At 73.2% G+C, this 14,757-nt stretch carries 16 protein-coding genes and 3 pseudogenes; 8 read left to right on the top strand and 11 right to left on the bottom strand.

Annotated features, from left to right (window positions below; translation table 11 throughout):
• Positions 1-18 precede the first annotated feature (18 nt).
• From ACZ4V6_RS27300 to ACZ4V6_RS27310, 3 genes are all read right to left on the bottom strand, one after another.
• Positions 19-1,176, bottom strand: coding sequence for an oxygenase MpaB family protein (locus tag ACZ4V6_RS27300; protein WP_467832417.1), 1,158 nt, complete (start codon positions 1,174-1,176; stop codon positions 19-21).
• Positions 1,177-1,268: 92 nt separating this feature from the next.
• Complete coding sequence (locus ACZ4V6_RS27305; RefSeq protein ID WP_467832418.1) at positions 1,269-2,345, bottom strand: polyprenyl synthetase family protein; 1,077 nt, start codon at positions 2,343-2,345, stop codon at positions 1,269-1,271.
• Positions 2,338-2,622 (bottom strand): polyprenyl synthetase, encoded by a 285-nt coding sequence (locus ACZ4V6_RS27310; protein ID WP_467832421.1) that lies wholly within the window; start codon positions 2,620-2,622, stop codon positions 2,338-2,340. The genes ACZ4V6_RS27305 and ACZ4V6_RS27310 overlap by 8 nt, the downstream gene beginning before the upstream one ends.
• A 215-nt stretch (positions 2,623-2,837) precedes the next feature.
• Here ACZ4V6_RS27310 and ACZ4V6_RS27315 point away from each other — a divergent pair.
• A pseudogene (locus ACZ4V6_RS27315) lies at positions 2,838-3,142 on the top strand (TerD family protein); the annotation flags it as partial.
• Between the two features lie 97 nt (positions 3,143-3,239).
• Here ACZ4V6_RS27315 and rpmG read toward each other — a convergent pair.
• From rpmG to ACZ4V6_RS27335, 4 genes are all read right to left on the bottom strand, one after another.
• Positions 3,240-3,404 (bottom strand): 50S ribosomal protein L33, encoded by a 165-nt coding sequence (gene rpmG, locus ACZ4V6_RS27320; RefSeq protein WP_356206711.1) that lies wholly within the window; start codon positions 3,402-3,404, stop codon positions 3,240-3,242.
• 96 nt (positions 3,405-3,500) lie between these two features.
• Positions 3,501-4,817, bottom strand: coding sequence for a M20/M25/M40 family metallo-hydrolase (locus tag ACZ4V6_RS27325; protein ID WP_467832426.1), 1,317 nt, complete (start codon positions 4,815-4,817; stop codon positions 3,501-3,503).
• Positions 4,814-6,220 (bottom strand): cytosine permease, encoded by a 1,407-nt coding sequence (locus ACZ4V6_RS27330; RefSeq protein WP_467832431.1) that lies wholly within the window; start codon positions 6,218-6,220, stop codon positions 4,814-4,816. The genes ACZ4V6_RS27325 and ACZ4V6_RS27330 overlap by 4 nt, the downstream gene beginning before the upstream one ends.
• 2 nt (positions 6,221-6,222) lie before the next feature.
• A complete protein-coding gene (locus ACZ4V6_RS27335) occupies positions 6,223-7,176 on the bottom strand; it encodes a DUF1177 domain-containing protein (RefSeq protein ID WP_467832434.1) in 954 nt (317 codons plus the stop codon).
• Between the two features lie 150 nt (positions 7,177-7,326).
• Between ACZ4V6_RS27335 and ACZ4V6_RS27340 the strand changes: the two genes are divergently transcribed.
• The 3 genes from ACZ4V6_RS27340 (at position 7,327) to ACZ4V6_RS27350 (ending at position 10,058) form a co-directional block, all read left to right on the top strand.
• A complete protein-coding gene (locus ACZ4V6_RS27340; RefSeq protein WP_467832436.1) occupies positions 7,327-8,148 on the top strand; it encodes an IclR family transcriptional regulator in 822 nt (273 codons plus the stop codon).
• Positions 8,149-8,190: 42 nt separating this feature from the next.
• On the top strand, positions 8,191-8,925 hold the full coding sequence (gene pepE / locus ACZ4V6_RS27345; RefSeq protein ID WP_467832441.1) for a dipeptidase PepE: 735 nt from the start codon (positions 8,191-8,193) through the stop codon (positions 8,923-8,925).
• Between the two features lie 296 nt (positions 8,926-9,221).
• Complete coding sequence (locus ACZ4V6_RS27350; protein WP_467832445.1) at positions 9,222-10,058, top strand: lysozyme; 837 nt, start codon at positions 9,222-9,224, stop codon at positions 10,056-10,058.
• Positions 10,059-10,088: 30 nt separating this feature from the next.
• Here the strand turns inward: ACZ4V6_RS27350 and ACZ4V6_RS27355 are convergent, their stop codons facing one another.
• Both ACZ4V6_RS27355 and ACZ4V6_RS27360 read right to left on the bottom strand, forming a co-directional pair.
• A complete protein-coding gene (locus ACZ4V6_RS27355) occupies positions 10,089-10,811 on the bottom strand; it encodes an FAD binding domain-containing protein (protein WP_467832447.1) in 723 nt (240 codons plus the stop codon).
• Between the two features lie 164 nt (positions 10,812-10,975).
• Positions 10,976-11,380, bottom strand: a pseudogene (locus ACZ4V6_RS27360) (alpha/beta fold hydrolase); the annotation flags it as partial.
• Here ACZ4V6_RS27360 and ACZ4V6_RS27365 point away from each other — a divergent pair.
• A pseudogene (locus ACZ4V6_RS27365) lies at positions 11,351-11,719 on the top strand (thioesterase family protein); the annotation flags it as partial. The pseudogenes ACZ4V6_RS27360 and ACZ4V6_RS27365 sit on opposite strands and share 30 nt — an antisense overlap.
• 195 nt (positions 11,720-11,914) lie before the next feature.
• Positions 11,915-12,496: a Dps family protein gene (locus ACZ4V6_RS27370; RefSeq protein ID WP_467832480.1), complete on the top strand. Its 582-nt coding sequence runs from the start codon at positions 11,915-11,917 to the stop codon at positions 12,494-12,496.
• Positions 12,497-12,545: 49 nt separating this feature from the next.
• Here the strand turns inward: ACZ4V6_RS27370 and ACZ4V6_RS27375 are convergent, their stop codons facing one another.
• Together ACZ4V6_RS27375 and ACZ4V6_RS27380 are read right to left on the bottom strand one after the other, a co-directional pair.
• Entirely contained in the window at positions 12,546-12,710 is a 165-nt protein-coding gene (locus ACZ4V6_RS27375; RefSeq protein ID WP_467832450.1) for a hypothetical protein, read from the bottom strand.
• A 34-nt stretch (positions 12,711-12,744) separates the two neighbouring features.
• Entirely contained in the window at positions 12,745-13,101 is a 357-nt protein-coding gene (locus tag ACZ4V6_RS27380; protein WP_467832453.1) for a PRC-barrel domain-containing protein, read from the bottom strand.
• Positions 13,102-13,327: 226 nt separating this feature from the next.
• On the opposite strand from ACZ4V6_RS27380, the gene ACZ4V6_RS27385 reads away from it, so the two are divergent.
• Both ACZ4V6_RS27385 and ACZ4V6_RS27390 read left to right on the top strand, forming a co-directional pair.
• Positions 13,328-13,684 (top strand): STAS domain-containing protein, encoded by a 357-nt coding sequence (locus ACZ4V6_RS27385; RefSeq protein ID WP_467832457.1) that lies wholly within the window; start codon positions 13,328-13,330, stop codon positions 13,682-13,684.
• Complete coding sequence (locus ACZ4V6_RS27390; RefSeq protein ID WP_467832460.1) at positions 13,681-14,619, top strand: anti-sigma factor RsbA family regulatory protein; 939 nt, start codon at positions 13,681-13,683, stop codon at positions 14,617-14,619. The genes ACZ4V6_RS27385 and ACZ4V6_RS27390 overlap by 4 nt, the downstream gene beginning before the upstream one ends.
• Positions 14,620-14,757: the final 138 nt, after the last annotated feature.

Consider the following 14,757-nt stretch of genomic DNA (forward strand, 5'->3'; position numbering starts at 1 on the left):
CGGCCGTGTCCGCGGCGCTCAGGAGACGGTGACGGGCGGCGGGGTCCAGCGGTGGGTGCGGGGACCGGCGGGGACGCCGTACTCCTTCTTCAGCTGTTCGGGGATCGCGTAGTGCATGACGCGTCCGCGGGTGAGGGAGGACAGTTCGAGGACCGTGGTGAGGTGGCCGAGCCGGTCCAGGGCCCAGGCGCCGAGCGGTGAGCGGTCCTCGATCGTCTCCAGGACGCCCAGGAGGTACGGGGCGGCCTTCACGAGGGTGTCCCACGGGGTGCGGGGCACCTCGAGCCAGTCGGCGCAGGTGTCGCCGACGAGGTAGCGGATCAGGGCGGAGACGACCGGGTCGAGGAGGGTGCCGGGGACGACTTCCTCGTAGAGGTCGATCAGCTGCCGGGTCAGGTGCGCGCCCTCCTCGGAGGGGCCCATGTGCCGCAGCATGTACAGGTCGAGGAACTGCCGTGCCTCCTCGAGCGTGTGCGGCACGGCGTCCTGGTCGACGCCGAGGATGGCGCCGACCACCCGCCAGGCGTAGAAGTAGGCGTCGGCCCCCTCCTCGGACATGTGGATGCCGAGGCGGTGCAGGCTGTCGAGGACGGTCAGGGAGAAGAACATCTGCCCGCCGATCATGTCCTCCTGACAGATCGGCACGCCGAGGGCGCCGGTGTCCCAGCGGTTCTCCCGCTCCAGGTGGTGGCGGATGGCGGCGTGCAGCAGGCGGACCTTCTGGGCGGCCGGGAGGAAGCGGCCGCCGGCCTCGAACGCGTCGGGCTGCATGAGGTAGACGGTGAACTGGCCGGTCTCCGCCATCCGCTTGGACGGATAGCTCAGTCCGTGGGTCGCCGACAGGAGCCTGGCCACGTGCGGGACGACGTAACAGGCGGGCATGGAGGCGAAGGACAGGGCGGTGGAGATGTGCACGTTGTTGTCGATGAAGAACAGCCGCGCCTTCTCCATCTCGGCCCAGTCCACCCAGTCCGGCGGGGTGCCGGTCGCCCGGAGGTACTCGCGGGCCACCCCGGGGAGTCCGGCGGGGAGTTCCTGGCCGGCGGTGGAGACGTAGCGCATCAGGGAGTTGAACGTGCCGACCTCGCCGCGTTCGAACAGGGTGGCGACGACGGCGTCGGCCAGTTCGTCGCCCTCGCGGCGCAGGGCGTCCATCGACGTCTCGGTGTAGGTCATCACGGTCTCCTCGGCTCGGTCTCTGCTCGGCTCGGTGGGGGCGCTCGGTGGGGGCAGGGGGTGACGGACGGCGGAGTCGGTGGCCGGGCGGGTCAGTGGGCGCGGTCGGTCGCCAGGCGCGCGAGGTCGTGCAGGGCCCGGCGTGCCCCGGACGGCACGTCGACGTCGTCCAGGGCGCGGGTGGCCAGCTCCACCCGGGTGAGGATCATCCGCTCGATCCGCTGCGGTGCCTCCAGCTCCCGCATGAGGTCGCGTACGTCCTCCAGGTGGGTCCCGTTCAGGTCGGGCCGGCCCAGCATCCGGCGCAGCCGTTCCCGCTGGGCGGTGTCGGCGGACCGCCAGGTCTCGGCGAGCAGCGCGGTGGGCCGGTGGGTGCGCAGGTCGTCCAGGGCGGCCTTGCCGGTGCGGTCCGGGTCGCCGAACAGGCCCAGCAGGTCGTCGCGGAGCTGGAAGGCCTCGCCGAGCGGCAGGCCGTAGGCGGAGTAGCCGTCGCGCAGTGCGGGGGCGGCACCGGCGAGCAGTCCGCCGAGGAGCAGCGGGTGTTCGACGGTGTACTTGGCGGTCTTGTAGCGGACGACCTTCAAGGAGGTGCCGGTGTCCGGCCGGCCGCCGGTGTGCAGGATCTCCAGGCATTCGCCGGCGACGAGTTCGCGGGCGAGTTCGGCCCACAGGCCCCGGGCGCGGGCGAGGTAGGCGGCGGGCAGTCCGCAGTCGGTGAACAGCCGGCCCGCGAGGGCCATCAGGTGGTCACCGACGAGCAGGGCCAGGGAGCGGGCGGCCGCGCGGACCCGGGGAGGGCCGTCCTCCGCTCTCCGCGAGGTGGTGTCCAGGGCCGCCTCCAGGGCGATGTGGGCCGTGGGCCGGCCGTGGCGCAGGGCGCTGTCGTCGATGAGGTCGTCGTGGACGATCGCCGCGGCGTGCACCAGTTCCATGGAGGCCGCCGCCCGCACCAGGGCGTCGCTGTCGGGCTGACCAGCCGCCCGCCAGCCCCAGTAGCAGAAGGCCGCGCGCAGTCGTTTGCCGTGTCCGGCCGCGAGGCGCAGCTGTTCGGCCACGGGGGCGAGGGCCTCGTCGATGGCGACGAGTTCGTCGGCCTCCTCGGCCAGGAAGCTCCGCAGGACGCCGTCGACGCGCGCCCTGAAGGCGGCCGGGTCCCAGCGGTCAGACATCGTCACCGTCGGCCGCCCGCCGCGCCAGCACGTGCTGGGCGAGCACCTCCAGGTGGGCCGGCGGCACGTCGGCGTACCGGTCCAGGGCCAGCCTGCCCCGTGCCCGCAGGTCCTGCTCCGCCTCCCGCACCAGGTCGGCGGTGTCCGAGCGGCGCAGCAGCCCGCGCAGGGTGCCCACCGCCGAACCCACCGTGCTCGCGGCCAGGTCCGCGATTCCGGCGGCCAGCAGCAGCACCTGGCCGTCCCGGCCCGAGCCGTGCGGCGTCGAGTACGTCATGCCTCTCCCCCAGGGTGCGTCGTCACGGACACGCCCGGTCGGCGGCGCATCCGGTCCGATCATGACCGCGGCCTCCGGGCCGGGGCCCCTGAATCTCCTTACGGGCGACACGGGGAACAGGTGTCATACGCACAGGGCGGAGGGGTTCTCCGGGCGGCCGACGAGGCCGCGGCGACGGCGGGGCCCGGTCGGTCCGGGTGCGTGTCGCGGCCACCGAGCAGACCGTCAGCGTCGACCTCGTCACCCTGCCGCCCTCGGCCCGCAAGGTCGTCGTCGCGGCCGCCGTCGACGGCTCCCCGGCCTTCGGCGACGTCGGCGCCCTGCACATCGCCTCCGGGTCCGGCGCCGGCGCGGCGGCCCTGGTGCAGGCCACGCTGGACGCCGCCACCACCGAGCGCACGATGCTGCTCGCCGAGATCTGCCGGCGCGGTGAGAGCCGGCGCCTGCGGGCCGTGGGGCAGGGCTACGACCACGGCTGGGCGCGCTCGCCCGGAGCTACGGCGTCGACGTCGCGGACTGACCGGCGCGGGCGCGACGGCGGGCCGGGACGCGGAACGGCCCGGCCCCGCGAGCAGCGGGACCGGACCGGACGGGGACGTCCCCCGCGCGCCGTACGGTCAGCGTTCCTCGCGGAACGGGACGTGGGCGCCCGCCACCGGGTCGTACTTGCGCAGGACGAGCCGGTCGGGGTCGTTGAGGCGGTTCTTGCGCGTCACATAGGTGACACCGGTTCCGGCGGTCGACTTCAGTCGGACGACCGGGCGTGCGGTGCTGCGTGCCATGGGTGCTCCTTCCGACGGCGGCGGGGCCCGAGACGTTCTGACCCGCGCATGCCAGTCACGTCGCTCAACGCCTCCGGTCCCCCGCGCATTCCCCGCTCAGCAGTCCTGCCACAGGCGTGTCATCACCCGCACCCCGAAGCGCAGGCCCTCCAGCGGCACCCGTTCGTCCACGCCGTGGAAGAGGCGGCCGTAGTCGAGGTCGGCCGGCAGCTTGAGGCCCTTGAAGCCGAAGCAGCGGATGCCGAGCCTGGTGAAGGCCTTGGCGTCGGTGCCGCCCGGGTTGCAGTACGGGACCGGGTGGCCGTCGGGGTCCTCGGCGCGTACCGCGGCACACATGGCGTCCACGAGGGGGCCGTCGAAGCTCGTCTCCATCGCGATGTCGTGGTTGACCCACTCCCGGGACACCGAGGGCAGCAGCAGCGCGTCGATCGTGTCGATCAGCTCCTGCTCGTGACCGGGCAGGAAGCGGCCGTCGACACGGGCCGTCGCCCGGCCCGGGATGACGTTGGTCTGGTAGCCGGCCGTGAACATGGTCGGGTTGGCCGAGTTGCGGAGCACGACCTGCATGAAGTCGGCCACGTGGCCCAGCTTGGCCAGCTCCGCGTCCAGGTCCTCCGCGTCGAGGTCGATGTCGACGCCCTGGAGGCGGGCGGCCTCGGCGAGCAGTGCGCGCACCGGCTCGATCAGGCGGACCGGGAAGGTGTGCCGGCCGATGCGGGTGAGGGACTCGGCGAGGTCGGTGACGGCGTTCTCGTCGTTCGGGGAGGAGCCGTGCCCCGCGCGCCCGGTGGCCGTCAGCTCCATCCAGGCCATGCCGCGCTGGGCGTTCTCGATCGGGTACAGGCGCCGGGTGTCGTCCAGCGCGTAGCTGAAGCCGCCGCCCTCCCCGATCGCCTCGGTGACCCCGGCGAACAGGTCGGGCCGGTGCTCGACCAGCCAGTGGGCGCCGAACTTTCCGCCGGCCTCCTCGTCGGCGAGGAAGGCGAGGACGATCTCGCGGGCGGGCCGGGTGCCGGTGCGGGCGAAGTGGCGGGCGGTGGCCAGCATGACGGCCACCGTGTCCTTCATGTCGATGGCGCCGCGCCCCCACAGGTAGCCGTCGCGGATCTCGCCGGAGAACGGGGGCACCCGCCACTCGGCCGCGTCGGCGGGGACGACGTCCAGGTGGCCGTGGACCAGCAGGGCCCCCCGGGAGGGGTCGGTGCCGGGGATGCGGGCGACGACGTTGGCGCGGCCGGGGGCGCTCTCCACCAGCCGGGAGTCGATGCCCGCCTCGGCGAGCCGGGCCACGACCCACTCGGCGCAGGCGCGCTCGTCGCTGGTCGGGTTGGAGGTGTCGAACCGGATCAGCTCCGCGCACAGGTCGACGACTTCGCGCTGTGCTTCGCCGGAAGCCGGGACGGGGGTGCTCATGGTGCTCCTACGGGGGCCGTACCGGAGGTGGCCGGGGACGGCTCGGTGGGGTCTGCGGGGTGGTCGTCCAGGGTGGTGGTGCCGTACGTCCTGATCCAGCCGGCGAGGCCGAGGACGCAGTAGAGGACGAACGCGGTGAGCAGGGAGTTCAGGGCGGGGATGCCGCCGTCGTAGAACTTGCCGACGCAGAACGCGGCCGCCCAGATGACCAGGGACATGGGTACCCAGGTCGGCGAGGTGGCGGGCAGGGTCCCGGCCTCGCGGGTGGCGTCCAGGGGCGCGCGCATGCGGCGCACCACCCAGTACTCGGCGACGATGATGCCGCCCACCGGCGGGACGGCGACGCCCAGCACGGACAGGAAGTCGGTGAAGTGGGTCATGATGCCGACGGCGGACAGGACGGTGCCGGCGATGCCGAGGGCGATGGTGACCGCGCCGCGGTGCAGGCGCTTGCCGAAGACGACCTGGAAGAAGTTGACGACGCCGAGCGAGGAGCCGTACAGGTTCCAGTCGTTGATCTTCGCGGTGGACATCAGGACGACGAGCACGCCGAAGACGCCGGAGGTGGAGAGCACGATCTGGGAGACCTGGCCGCTGCCGACCAGGTGGCCGAGCAGGACGCCGGTCAGGCCGACGACGTACTCGGAGAGGATCATCGACGCGGCGCTCTGCAGGAAGACGTGGCCGCCCTTGCGGTTGTAGCGGGTCATCTCCGGGGAGACGATCGCGCCGGTCATGAAACCGCCCGCGATGGCGGTCGCGGCGACGGCCAGCGGGATGGACTGGCCGGGCGCCGGGGAGTGGATCAGTTCGGACAGCGAGTGCTCGCTCAGCGCGTCGGTGACCGACCAGGCGACCATGGCGAAGAACAACGGGGTGACGATCTTCGCGAAGACGGCCATGTACCGGAAACCGAAGATCACCAGGACGGTGATGCCCGCGCCCGCGACCAGGCACCACAGCCAGGACGGGCCGCCGACGAGGGAGGAGACGCTGTCGCCGAAGATGGTGTTCTGGACACCGAACCAGCCGACGAGGCTGACCGAGATGACCAGGCTGACCAGCGCGGAGCCGTTGCGGCCGAAGCCGGCCCAGCGGGTCAGCAGGGGTGTCGCCAGTCCCTCGCGCATGCCGGCCAGGCCGATCGCGAAGATCACCACTTCGAGGATGACCGCGCCGAGCGTGAAGGCCCAGAACGCGTCGCCGAAGGACATGCCGACGCCGATGGTGGCGCCGAGGGTGAACTGCGAGATGGAGCCCGACTGGGCGAGCCACTGGAGCAGCATCGTCCAGAAGCCGAGGCGCTTGTCGCGCGGGACGCGGGACAGGGCGTAGTCGTCGCTGCCGACGGCTCTGGCGCCGCCCGTCTCCGGGGCCGCGGCGGTGTTCTTCTGCGCGGCCATGGTCAGGACTCCTTGGGGACGCGGCCGAAGGTCTGCAGGTGGGCCAGTGAGCCGTAGCGGTTCACCAGCGAGGCGAACTCCACGTCGTCGTGGAAGTCCAGGCGTCCGCCGCCGTAGGCCTTCGCGGTCTCGACGGCGAACCGGGCCGCCGCCGCGATGTCGGTCTCGTGACTGGCGCCCGTCTGGCAGCCGGGCACCGCGGCCGCGGAGGTGATGGCGAGGCCGACGACCGGAGCGGGCGTCGCCGTGGCCGGCTGCAGGATCGAATTGATGTGGTGTACACCGTTACCGTACGGGGTGATGTCCTGGGTGGTCACCGGGTACGTGACCAACGGCTCACCGCTCACCACCGCCAGCAGTTCGCCGAGCCGCTCGCTCACCTTGAGCACCCAGCCCTCCTTGACGGTGGGCGACAGGGCGAGGCCCCGGTGGTTGATGATCCGGTTGCCCTTGGTGGTGTCGATGGAGAGCACCGCCTCCATCTCGCCGGTGACCTCGTGCCGGTTCATGGTCGCGATGTCGACCGGCGAGTCCATGAAGGGCACCGGGTCGTGCGGCGCGGTCGGAGCGTTCGGGCAGATGTGCGTCGCCACGATCACGTCGCCGTCGAGGACGTCGCCGCGGCGGCGCATGTCGAGCAGCTTGGCGGCGGTGGCGAGGGCCGCGACGGCGCCGTCGGCGTCGGAGACCAGGCCGGTCGTCTCGGGCCGCGCCCCGACGCCGCCGAGCCTGCCCACCACGCCGAGGGTGCGGGCCGGGCCGCCGCGGGTGCGGCCGTCGCGGCCGGGGATCCGGACGAGCACGAAGTCCGTCGAGCCGCGTTCGCCGGTGACGGTGGTGACCTCGGCGCCGGAACCCTCGGGGCCCGCGACGGAGTCGAGGTGGGCGGCGACGCGCTTGCCGTCGACGGCGGGATCGTCCAGCAGGTCCACGAGGTCCAGGACGTACTTCAGCATGGGCAGTTCTCCTGATCCGCACCCGGGGGCGGTGCTGACAGCAGGTTCCGGATCCACTACCGTTCTCCGCAACTGTTTCCCGTTATCTGCAATCACTGTCTGCATGGCGAGATGACGCGGGACACCGGCGAGCGAGTGAGAGGAGCTGCCGTGACCGGCCAGCCCGACGACCGGAAGACACCGGCCGGGGCCCTGCAGACCGTCGACCGCGCCCTGCTGGTGCTGCTGGCGTTCGAGCGCTCGCGGCCCGACTGGGGCGTCACGGAGGTCGCCACCGAGTTCGGCTGGGACACCTCGGTGGCCCAGCGCCTGCTCTCCACGCTCGCGGGACGCGGCTTCCTGGTCTCCGACCCGGCGACCCGGCGGTACCGGATCGGCCCGGCCGCGCTGCGCCTGGGCCGCCTCTGGGAGCGCTCCGGGTCCCTGGAACTGCTCGCGGAACCGGTGCTCCAGGAGCTGCGGGCGGCGACCGGCGACACGGTGCTGTTCTGCCTGCCCGACAGCTTCCACATGCGCTGCGTGGCGGCCGTCGAGGGCGAGGAGGGGCCCCTGCGCTACTACCCCCTGGTCGGCGAGCTGTACCCGGCGCACGCCGGCGCCACCAGCAAGTCGTTCTACGCCTTCCTGCCCGACGACCAGCGCCACCGGCTGTTCCGCGGGCGCCCCATGGCGCGCTTCACCGAGCGCACGGTCACCGATCCCGACCAGCTGGAGCGCGAGTTCCGCCAGGTGCGCGCGCAGGGTTACGCCTGGACGGTCGGCGAGTACGACGCGGGCATCGGCACCGTCGCCGTCCCCGTCTTCCTCGGTTCCGAGCCGTACGGCAGCCTGAGCCTCGGCGCCGCGAAGGAGCGTTTCCCCGCGGGGCCCGAGGACCGGCTCGACGTGCTGCGCCGGGCCGCCAGGCTGCTGGAGCGGCGTCTGACGCATCCGCCCCAGCCGCACCGCCGTCCGCGTTCCCGCACCTCCTGACCCACCTGTCCCACCGATCCACCCCTCGAAGAGGTCGACCCCGTGAATCTGCTGCTCCTGTCCAACTCCACCCAGTACGGCCGCGGCTACCTGGAACACGCCCTCGGCACCGTCACCGGCTTCCTGCCCGAGGGGGCGCGGCTGGCGTTCGTGCCCTACGCCCTCGCCGACCACGACGCCTACACCGCCAAGGTGCGGGGGGCGCTGGCCGGTGCGGGCATCGACGTGCGGGGCGTGCACGACGGCGGCGACCCGGTCGCCCGGCTGGGTGAGGCGGACGCGGTGTTCGTCGGCGGCGGCAACTCCTTCCGGCTGCTGAGCGCGCTGTACCGCACGGGGCTGCGGAAGGCGCTGACCGAGGCGGTGACGGGCGGGCTGCCCTACATGGGGGCCAGCGCGGGCACCAACATGGCCGCGCCGTCGCTGCGGACCACCAACGACATGCCGATCGTCGAGCCCCCGTCCTTCGAGGCGCTCGGCCTGGTCCCGTTCCAGATCAACCCGCACTACCTCGACCCGGACCCCGCCTCGACGCACAAGGGCGAGACCCGCGAGGAGCGGCTGACGGAGTTCCTGGAGGAGAACGACGTGCCGGTGCTGGGCCTGCGGGAGGGGTCCTGGCTGCGTGTCGAGGACGGGCGCGCCGTGCTCGGCGGCGAGCGCGACGCCCGCCTGTTCCGGCGCGGCACGGCACCGCGCGAACTGGCGGCGGGCTCGGACGTGTCCGAGCTGCTGCGGGTGAGGGCCGAGTTCGACGTCCGCGCCCGACGGCGGTGACGCCAAAGGCCCGGGCGGGTCTGCCGCGTCACCGGTAAGGACCGGTCGGCTGTGCGGACGGGTCGGCGCTTGATCTCCTCGGTCTTCGGCGCGCGCGTGACGGCCTTGTCCGGCCGCGGCACCCGGCGGGGGCGCCTGGCGGTCAACGGCGCTGTGCGGCAAGGCCGTTGCCGGCCGGCCGCCTGACGGACGCCACGCAGCCCCGGGGCCCGCGTCCGGCCCCGGGCGCCGCGCCCGGACGCCGTCCGGGTGACTGTGAGATGCGCTGCGGCGCGACAGCGGATCGGATGGGAGGCATGCGCAGACCCATAGCCGTGGCTTCCCGCCACCCACGCCTGCTCGCGTCAGGCGTCGCCCTCGCCACCCCGTCCCTCCTCCTCGCCCTGTGCGCCGTGCCCGCCTCGGCCGACACGTCCGGCGGGACCCCCGTCCGCGGCACGGCCTACATGGGCCGTGGCGTGCTGGCCCACGAGGGCGTGCAGGGGCGGCCCGCCGGTACCAGGGCCACGCAGACCGAGGGCGTGGACGTCTCCAGTCACCAGGGCAACGTCGCGTGGTCGACCCTCTGGAACAGCGGGGTGCGGTGGGCCTACGTCAAGGCCACCGAGGGCACGTCCTACCGGAATCCCTACTACACGCAGCAGTACGGCGGTTCGTACGACGTCGGCATGATCCGCGGCGCGTACCACTTCGCGACGCCGGACACCGCCGGCGGCGCCGCCCAGGCCGACTACTTCGTCGACCACGGCGGCGGCTGGACCAAGGACGGCAGGACGCTGCCGGGCGTCCTCGACATCGAGTACAACCCGTACGGCGAGACCTGCTACGGCAGGACGGCGAGTCAGATGGTCACCTGGATCCGGGACTTCGTCGACCGGTACAAGGCGCGCACGGGCCGGTACGCCGCCATCTACACCTCCACCAACTGGTGGAAGCAGTGCACCGGGAACTACAGCGGCTTCGGCGCCACCAATCCGCTGTGGATCGCCCGGTACGCCTCGTCGGTGGGTGAACTCCCGGCCGGCTGGGACGTCCACACCATGTGGCAGTACACCTCGACCGGGCCGACCGTCGGGGACCACGACAGGTTCAACGGGGCGCTGGACCGCGTCAAGGCGCTCGCCGACGGCTGAGCCGGGCCGCGGGTCCGGCCGGCCGTGACGTCACCGGCCGGCCGGGCCCGCGAGAACGCCGGCGACCTGCCGGCGCACCACTTCCCGGGCGTGCGCGGGAAGCGCGCCGACGTCCGTGCGCTCCAGGGCGCCGAGTGCCTGGCCGGCGCCGTCGTCGCACGCGGCGACCGCGCCGAGCACCTCGTAGCCGTCGCGGACGGCCACCCGCAGGCGGTGCCGCCCCTCGGCGTCGGTGTGCACGGCGGTGGCGACGACCAGGGGCGGCGGTCCGCCGGCCTCGGCGGGCCGCTTGTGGTAGCCGCTGGCCACGGGGGCGCGCCAGTGCAGGGCGAGCAGCAGGTGCCGCTTGGCCAGGACCTCGTTCAGATCGGTCTCGTAGGCGCCCTCCGGGCCCAGTACGGTGGCGCTCGCGTCCAGGACCAGGGCCGCGGGCAGCAGGCAGCGCAGGCTGCTGCCGACGAGGTTGCCGCCGACCGTGGCCGTCCGGCGCACGGCCCCGGTGCCCACGGAGCCGGCCGCCCGGCGCAGCACCTCCGGCACGCGGTCGTCGACCCGGTGCAGCACCACGGCGCCGCCCAGCGTCCCGGGCCGGACCACGGTCGCCTCCGGGAGGTCGCGCAGCGACATGGCCTGTTCGGGGAAGCCGTCCCGCTGCCAGGTGGCCCACACGAGCGTGGCCCCGCCGACGGGCACCGCCCCGTCGGCCAGGCACTCCTGTGCTTCGGTCACGGACGTGGGCAGACGCAACAGCACGGCGATCGACCTGCTTTCCCGGAAAGTCGGCGGTCGGACGGCACGCGCCCCGCCGCGTGATCACGGTCCTGTCGTATTGTCCGCACCGCCGCAGGGGCGCGTACAGGGCTCACGCCCGGTCGATGTGCGCCCTTCGCGCACCGGAGCGTACACGGCTCACCCGGTCAGGCCACCCGCGTGGCGAGGAAGTCCAGCGGGACGGCGTCGAAGCGGTCGGGCTGCTCGGCGCCGGGGAGACGACCCGCCTTCTCGATGACGGCCGGTACGGCGTGCGGGACGAGGCGGTGGACGGCCTCGGCCTCCGCGACCGGGGTGTGGACGTCGTCCGCTCCGACGACGACCAGCACCGGCGCCTCCACACCGGCCGGCGCGTCCCGGTGGTCGGGGCGCTCGGCCCGCCCGCGCAGGCCCGCCGCGGCACCGCGCGGACCGGTGGCGCACATCATCCGCAGGACCTGCGCGGCCACATCCGGCATCGTGGGGACGTCGTGGTCGGCGAGCATCTTGCCGATGACCTCGTGCGCGCAGCCGTCCATGCCCTCGGCGAGCGGCCTGTCGGCCCGCCGGTTGCACGGCCGGGCCGCACGACGGCCTGGATCTCCACCGGCCTCGACCTGGTCGCCGGACGGTCCGTGAGCCCCCTCGCGTCCTACGTCGCGCTCGTCGACACCGCCAACGGCATCGCCGTACGGGAATCACCGGCCGCCTGGATGTTCCCCAACGTCGACCTCACCCTCCACCTCCACCGCCTGCCGGAGGGCCGCTGGACCGGGCTGGACACCACCGTCGTCTTCGGCCCCGCCGGCCAGGGCATCACCAGCACCGTCCTGCACGACCTGACCGGACCGGTCGGACACGCCCAGCAGATTCTCACCGTCCGCCCCCTGCCGGGCGCCGGCGGCGCCTGAGGAGGATCACCGCGGCGGGGCACACCACGCCGTCGGCGAGATCGAGGCGTGCTCGGCGGCATCGCCCCCGCCGTCCCCGGCCCGCCGTTCCACGTGTTGGTGAAGGGAGACCTCCGGTTATGTCTGCCGCCGCCGATACGGGGCATTCGTGCAGGTGCAATGCCGTACACGACAGATCAGGAGCTGATGCCCGCCATGACGCACGACCTGACCCCGAAGTACACGGTCCCCGGCATCGAGCGCGAGGCCGCCGGACGGCTGATCGGCGTGCTGCGTCTGCGCCTGCACGCGCTCAACGACCTGCACCTCACGCTCAAGCACGTCCACTGGAACGTCGTGGGTCCGCACTTCATCGCCGTGCACGAGATGATCGACCCGCAGGTCGACCAGGTGCGCGAGATGGCGGACGGCGTCGCGGAGCGCATCGCCGCGCTCGGCGGAGTGGCGCAGGGGACCCCCGGGACCCTGGTGTCCGAGCGGAACTGGGACGACTACTCCATCGGCAGGGCCGACGCCATCGCCCACCTGGGCGCGCTCGACGTGGTGTACACCGGCGTGATCGAGGGCGTGCGCGCCGCGGTCAAGGAGGCCGGCGAGATCGACCCCGCCACGGAGGACCTGCTGATCGGGCAGCTGCGGGACCTGGAGCAGTTCCAGTGGTTCGTCCGGGCCCATCTGGAGACCGCCGGGGGCACCCTGGCGACGGGCAGCGCGGAGTCCGAGGCGGAGGGCGCCGAGCGGGGCTCGGCGCTCGCCCAGGGCCAGAGCGGACGGTGACGCGCCGGGGGTCCGGCCGCGTCGGGGCGACGTGGCCGGACCCGGGCGCTCAGCGCGCGGGGCCGCCCCGGCGCCCGAGGCGCACCCCGACCAGGACCAGGTCGACGACCAGGACGGCGACGCCGATGACGAACAGGTAGAACAGTCCCTCGGCGGCCACCCCGATCAGGCCCAGGACGAGAGCCACCAGCAACAGCAGGAGGAACAGGCTCACGGTCGTCTCCCCTCGGGCGTCTTCCCCGGACGGCTCAGCGCCGGGCGAGCCGGCGTTCGCCGCGGCTGCCCTGCTCGTAGGGCAGGTCGTAGTGGGCGAAGACGTCCGCTTCCGCCTCGGCCATCAGTTCACCGTCCGGGTCGATCCCGGGAGCTTGCTTGACCAGTGTCTTGTCGTAGGTCACCTTCAGGTAGTCCGGCCCCACGGTGGCCTTCTCCAGCGGGACGAACACCAGCCGGCGGCGGGTCGGGAGGCCGATCGTGACCGCGGCGAACGCGGGCCGGTCGGTGGCGGTGTCGACGTAGACGGACTCCAGACTCCCGATCCTGTGGCCGCCGGGGTCGACGACGTCGCGGCCACGCCAGTCACGGATGTTCTCAGCCTCGAACATGGCTCGTCTTCCCTTCCCAGGACGCACTCCCCTGTCTTGTTCCCCGCTTCCCGCCCGAGTCGCATGGTTTGTCCCCACTCCGGCGTAGCGGGCGGGCCCGGAGCGGGCCCCATCCGGCCGGACGGGGGTCGCGGTCGCGCTAGGCTGCCTGATCGAAGGCACTTCCCGGCCCGTGCCGAGCGGGAGCGGCGAGAAGGACGCGGCGGTTTTCCGAAGGGGATCGAGTGTGGAGAGCGCACACGACGACGAGGAGCGCCCCGTCCGGCCGTGGGACGGGGCCCTGCTGGAGGTGGGACCGTTGACCGGACGTCCCGGGTTCCATGCGCGCGGGGAGATCAACGTGATCACCCGCCCGTCCTGGGAGAAGGCCCTCGCCGAGCTGTCCCGGCGGCACGCGGACGTGTCCTACCTGGAGCTGTCGGGGGTGCGGTTCGTCGACGTGGCCGGAGTGGCGGCGCTCGCCGTCACGGCCATGAACCTGCCCGGCGGCCGGGTCGTCGTGGAGCAGCCCCCGCCGCAGCTGCCGCGCGTGCTGGAGCTGTTCTGGCCGTCGCTGCGCGGGATCGAGGTGGCCGCCCGATGAGCACGGTGACCCCGGACGACGTGTTCGCGCATCCGGCGCTCTTCTACCGCTCGGAGCGGGAGTACACCGACCGTACGGTGTCGTTCGTACGGGAGGGTCTGGAGGCCGGCGAACCGGTGGCGGTGGCGGTCCCCGCCCCCAACCTGGAGCTGATCAGGGCGGGGCTGGGCACGCGGGCGCGGAGCGTCGTGTTCCTGGACATGACGGAGGCGGGACGCAATCCGGGGCGGATCATCCCCGGGGTCCTCAGGGCGTTCGCCGACAAGCACGCGGAGACACGGGTGCGCATCATCGGCGAGCCGATCTGGGCCGGGCGCAGCACGGCGGAGTACCCCGCGTGCGCCCAGCACGAGGCACTGATCAACGCGGCCTTCGCCGGCCGTCGCGCGACGATCCTGTGCCCGTACGACGAGTCCCGGCTGGACGCGGACGTCCTGGCCGACGCGCTGCGCACGCATCCGACGGTCATCGCCGAGGGCCGTGAGGCGGCCAGCGACGCCTACGACTGGCCCGCGGTCGTCGCCCGGTACAACGAGCCGCTGCCGGCCCCGCCGGACGCCGCCGTGTTCCCGTTCGCCGCCGGGGACCTCCCCGGGACACGCCGTTTCGCCGTGGAGCGGGCCAGGGCCCTGGGGCTGGCCGAGCTGCGGTTGCAGGACGTGGAACTGGCCGTGGCCGAGCTGGCCACCAACAGCGTGGTGCACGGCGGCGGCCGCGGGACGCTCGCCGTCTGGAGCGAGGCGGGACAGGTGGTGTGCGAGGTCCGCGACACGGGCCGGCTCACCGATCCGCTGGCCGGCCGCCGGCCGCCGGAACGGGGCCAGCTCGGCGGACGCGGGCTGCTGCTCGTCCACTACGTCGCCGATCTGGTGCGGACGCACACGACGGACGACGGTACGACGGTCCGCTTCCACATCGGTCTGCCGAACTCGTAAGGCGCATGTGTGCGAGTCGTGGACCGGGGTATGCGCTGTCTCATCGGCCGATGAATGGACAGCGACGGGGCCGATCGACAGGGAGGGCACATCATGGCGACGACGACCGCACGGACCGCCGAGCGCACGACCACGGGC

The organism is Streptomyces sp. NPDC029152, from assembly GCF_055564355.1.

Bases quoted from the DNA above. Each gene is read 5' to 3' on its own strand.
- ACZ4V6_RS27380 (WP_467832453.1), bottom strand. From the start codon at position 13,101: ATGTTCGAGGCTGAGAACATCCGTGACTGGCGTGGCCGCGACGTCGTC.
- ACZ4V6_RS27305 (WP_467832418.1), bottom strand. From the start codon at position 2,345: ATGTCTGACCGCTGGGACCCGGCCGCCTTCAGGGCGCGCGTCGACGGC.
- ACZ4V6_RS27335 (WP_467832434.1), bottom strand. From the start codon at position 7,176: ATGCTGAAGTACGTCCTGGACCTCGTGGACCTGCTGGACGATCCCGCC.
- rpmG (WP_356206711.1), bottom strand. From the start codon at position 3,404: ATGGCACGCAGCACCGCACGCCCGGTCGTCCGACTGAAGTCGACCGCC.
- ACZ4V6_RS27350 (WP_467832445.1), top strand. From the start codon at position 9,222: ATGCGCAGACCCATAGCCGTGGCTTCCCGCCACCCACGCCTGCTCGCG.
- ACZ4V6_RS27310 (WP_467832421.1), bottom strand. From the start codon at position 2,622: ATGACGTACTCGACGCCGCACGGCTCGGGCCGGGACGGCCAGGTGCTG.
- ACZ4V6_RS27300 (WP_467832417.1), bottom strand. From the start codon at position 1,176: ATGACCTACACCGAGACGTCGATGGACGCCCTGCGCCGCGAGGGCGAC.
- ACZ4V6_RS27325 (WP_467832426.1), bottom strand. From the start codon at position 4,817: ATGAGCACCCCCGTCCCGGCTTCCGGCGAAGCACAGCGCGAAGTCGTC.
- ACZ4V6_RS27330 (WP_467832431.1), bottom strand. From the start codon at position 6,220: ATGGCCGCGCAGAAGAACACCGCCGCGGCCCCGGAGACGGGCGGCGCC.
- ACZ4V6_RS27390 (WP_467832460.1), top strand. From the start codon at position 13,681: ATGAGCACGGTGACCCCGGACGACGTGTTCGCGCATCCGGCGCTCTTC.
- ACZ4V6_RS27370 (WP_467832480.1), top strand. From the start codon at position 11,915: ATGACGCACGACCTGACCCCGAAGTACACGGTCCCCGGCATCGAGCGC.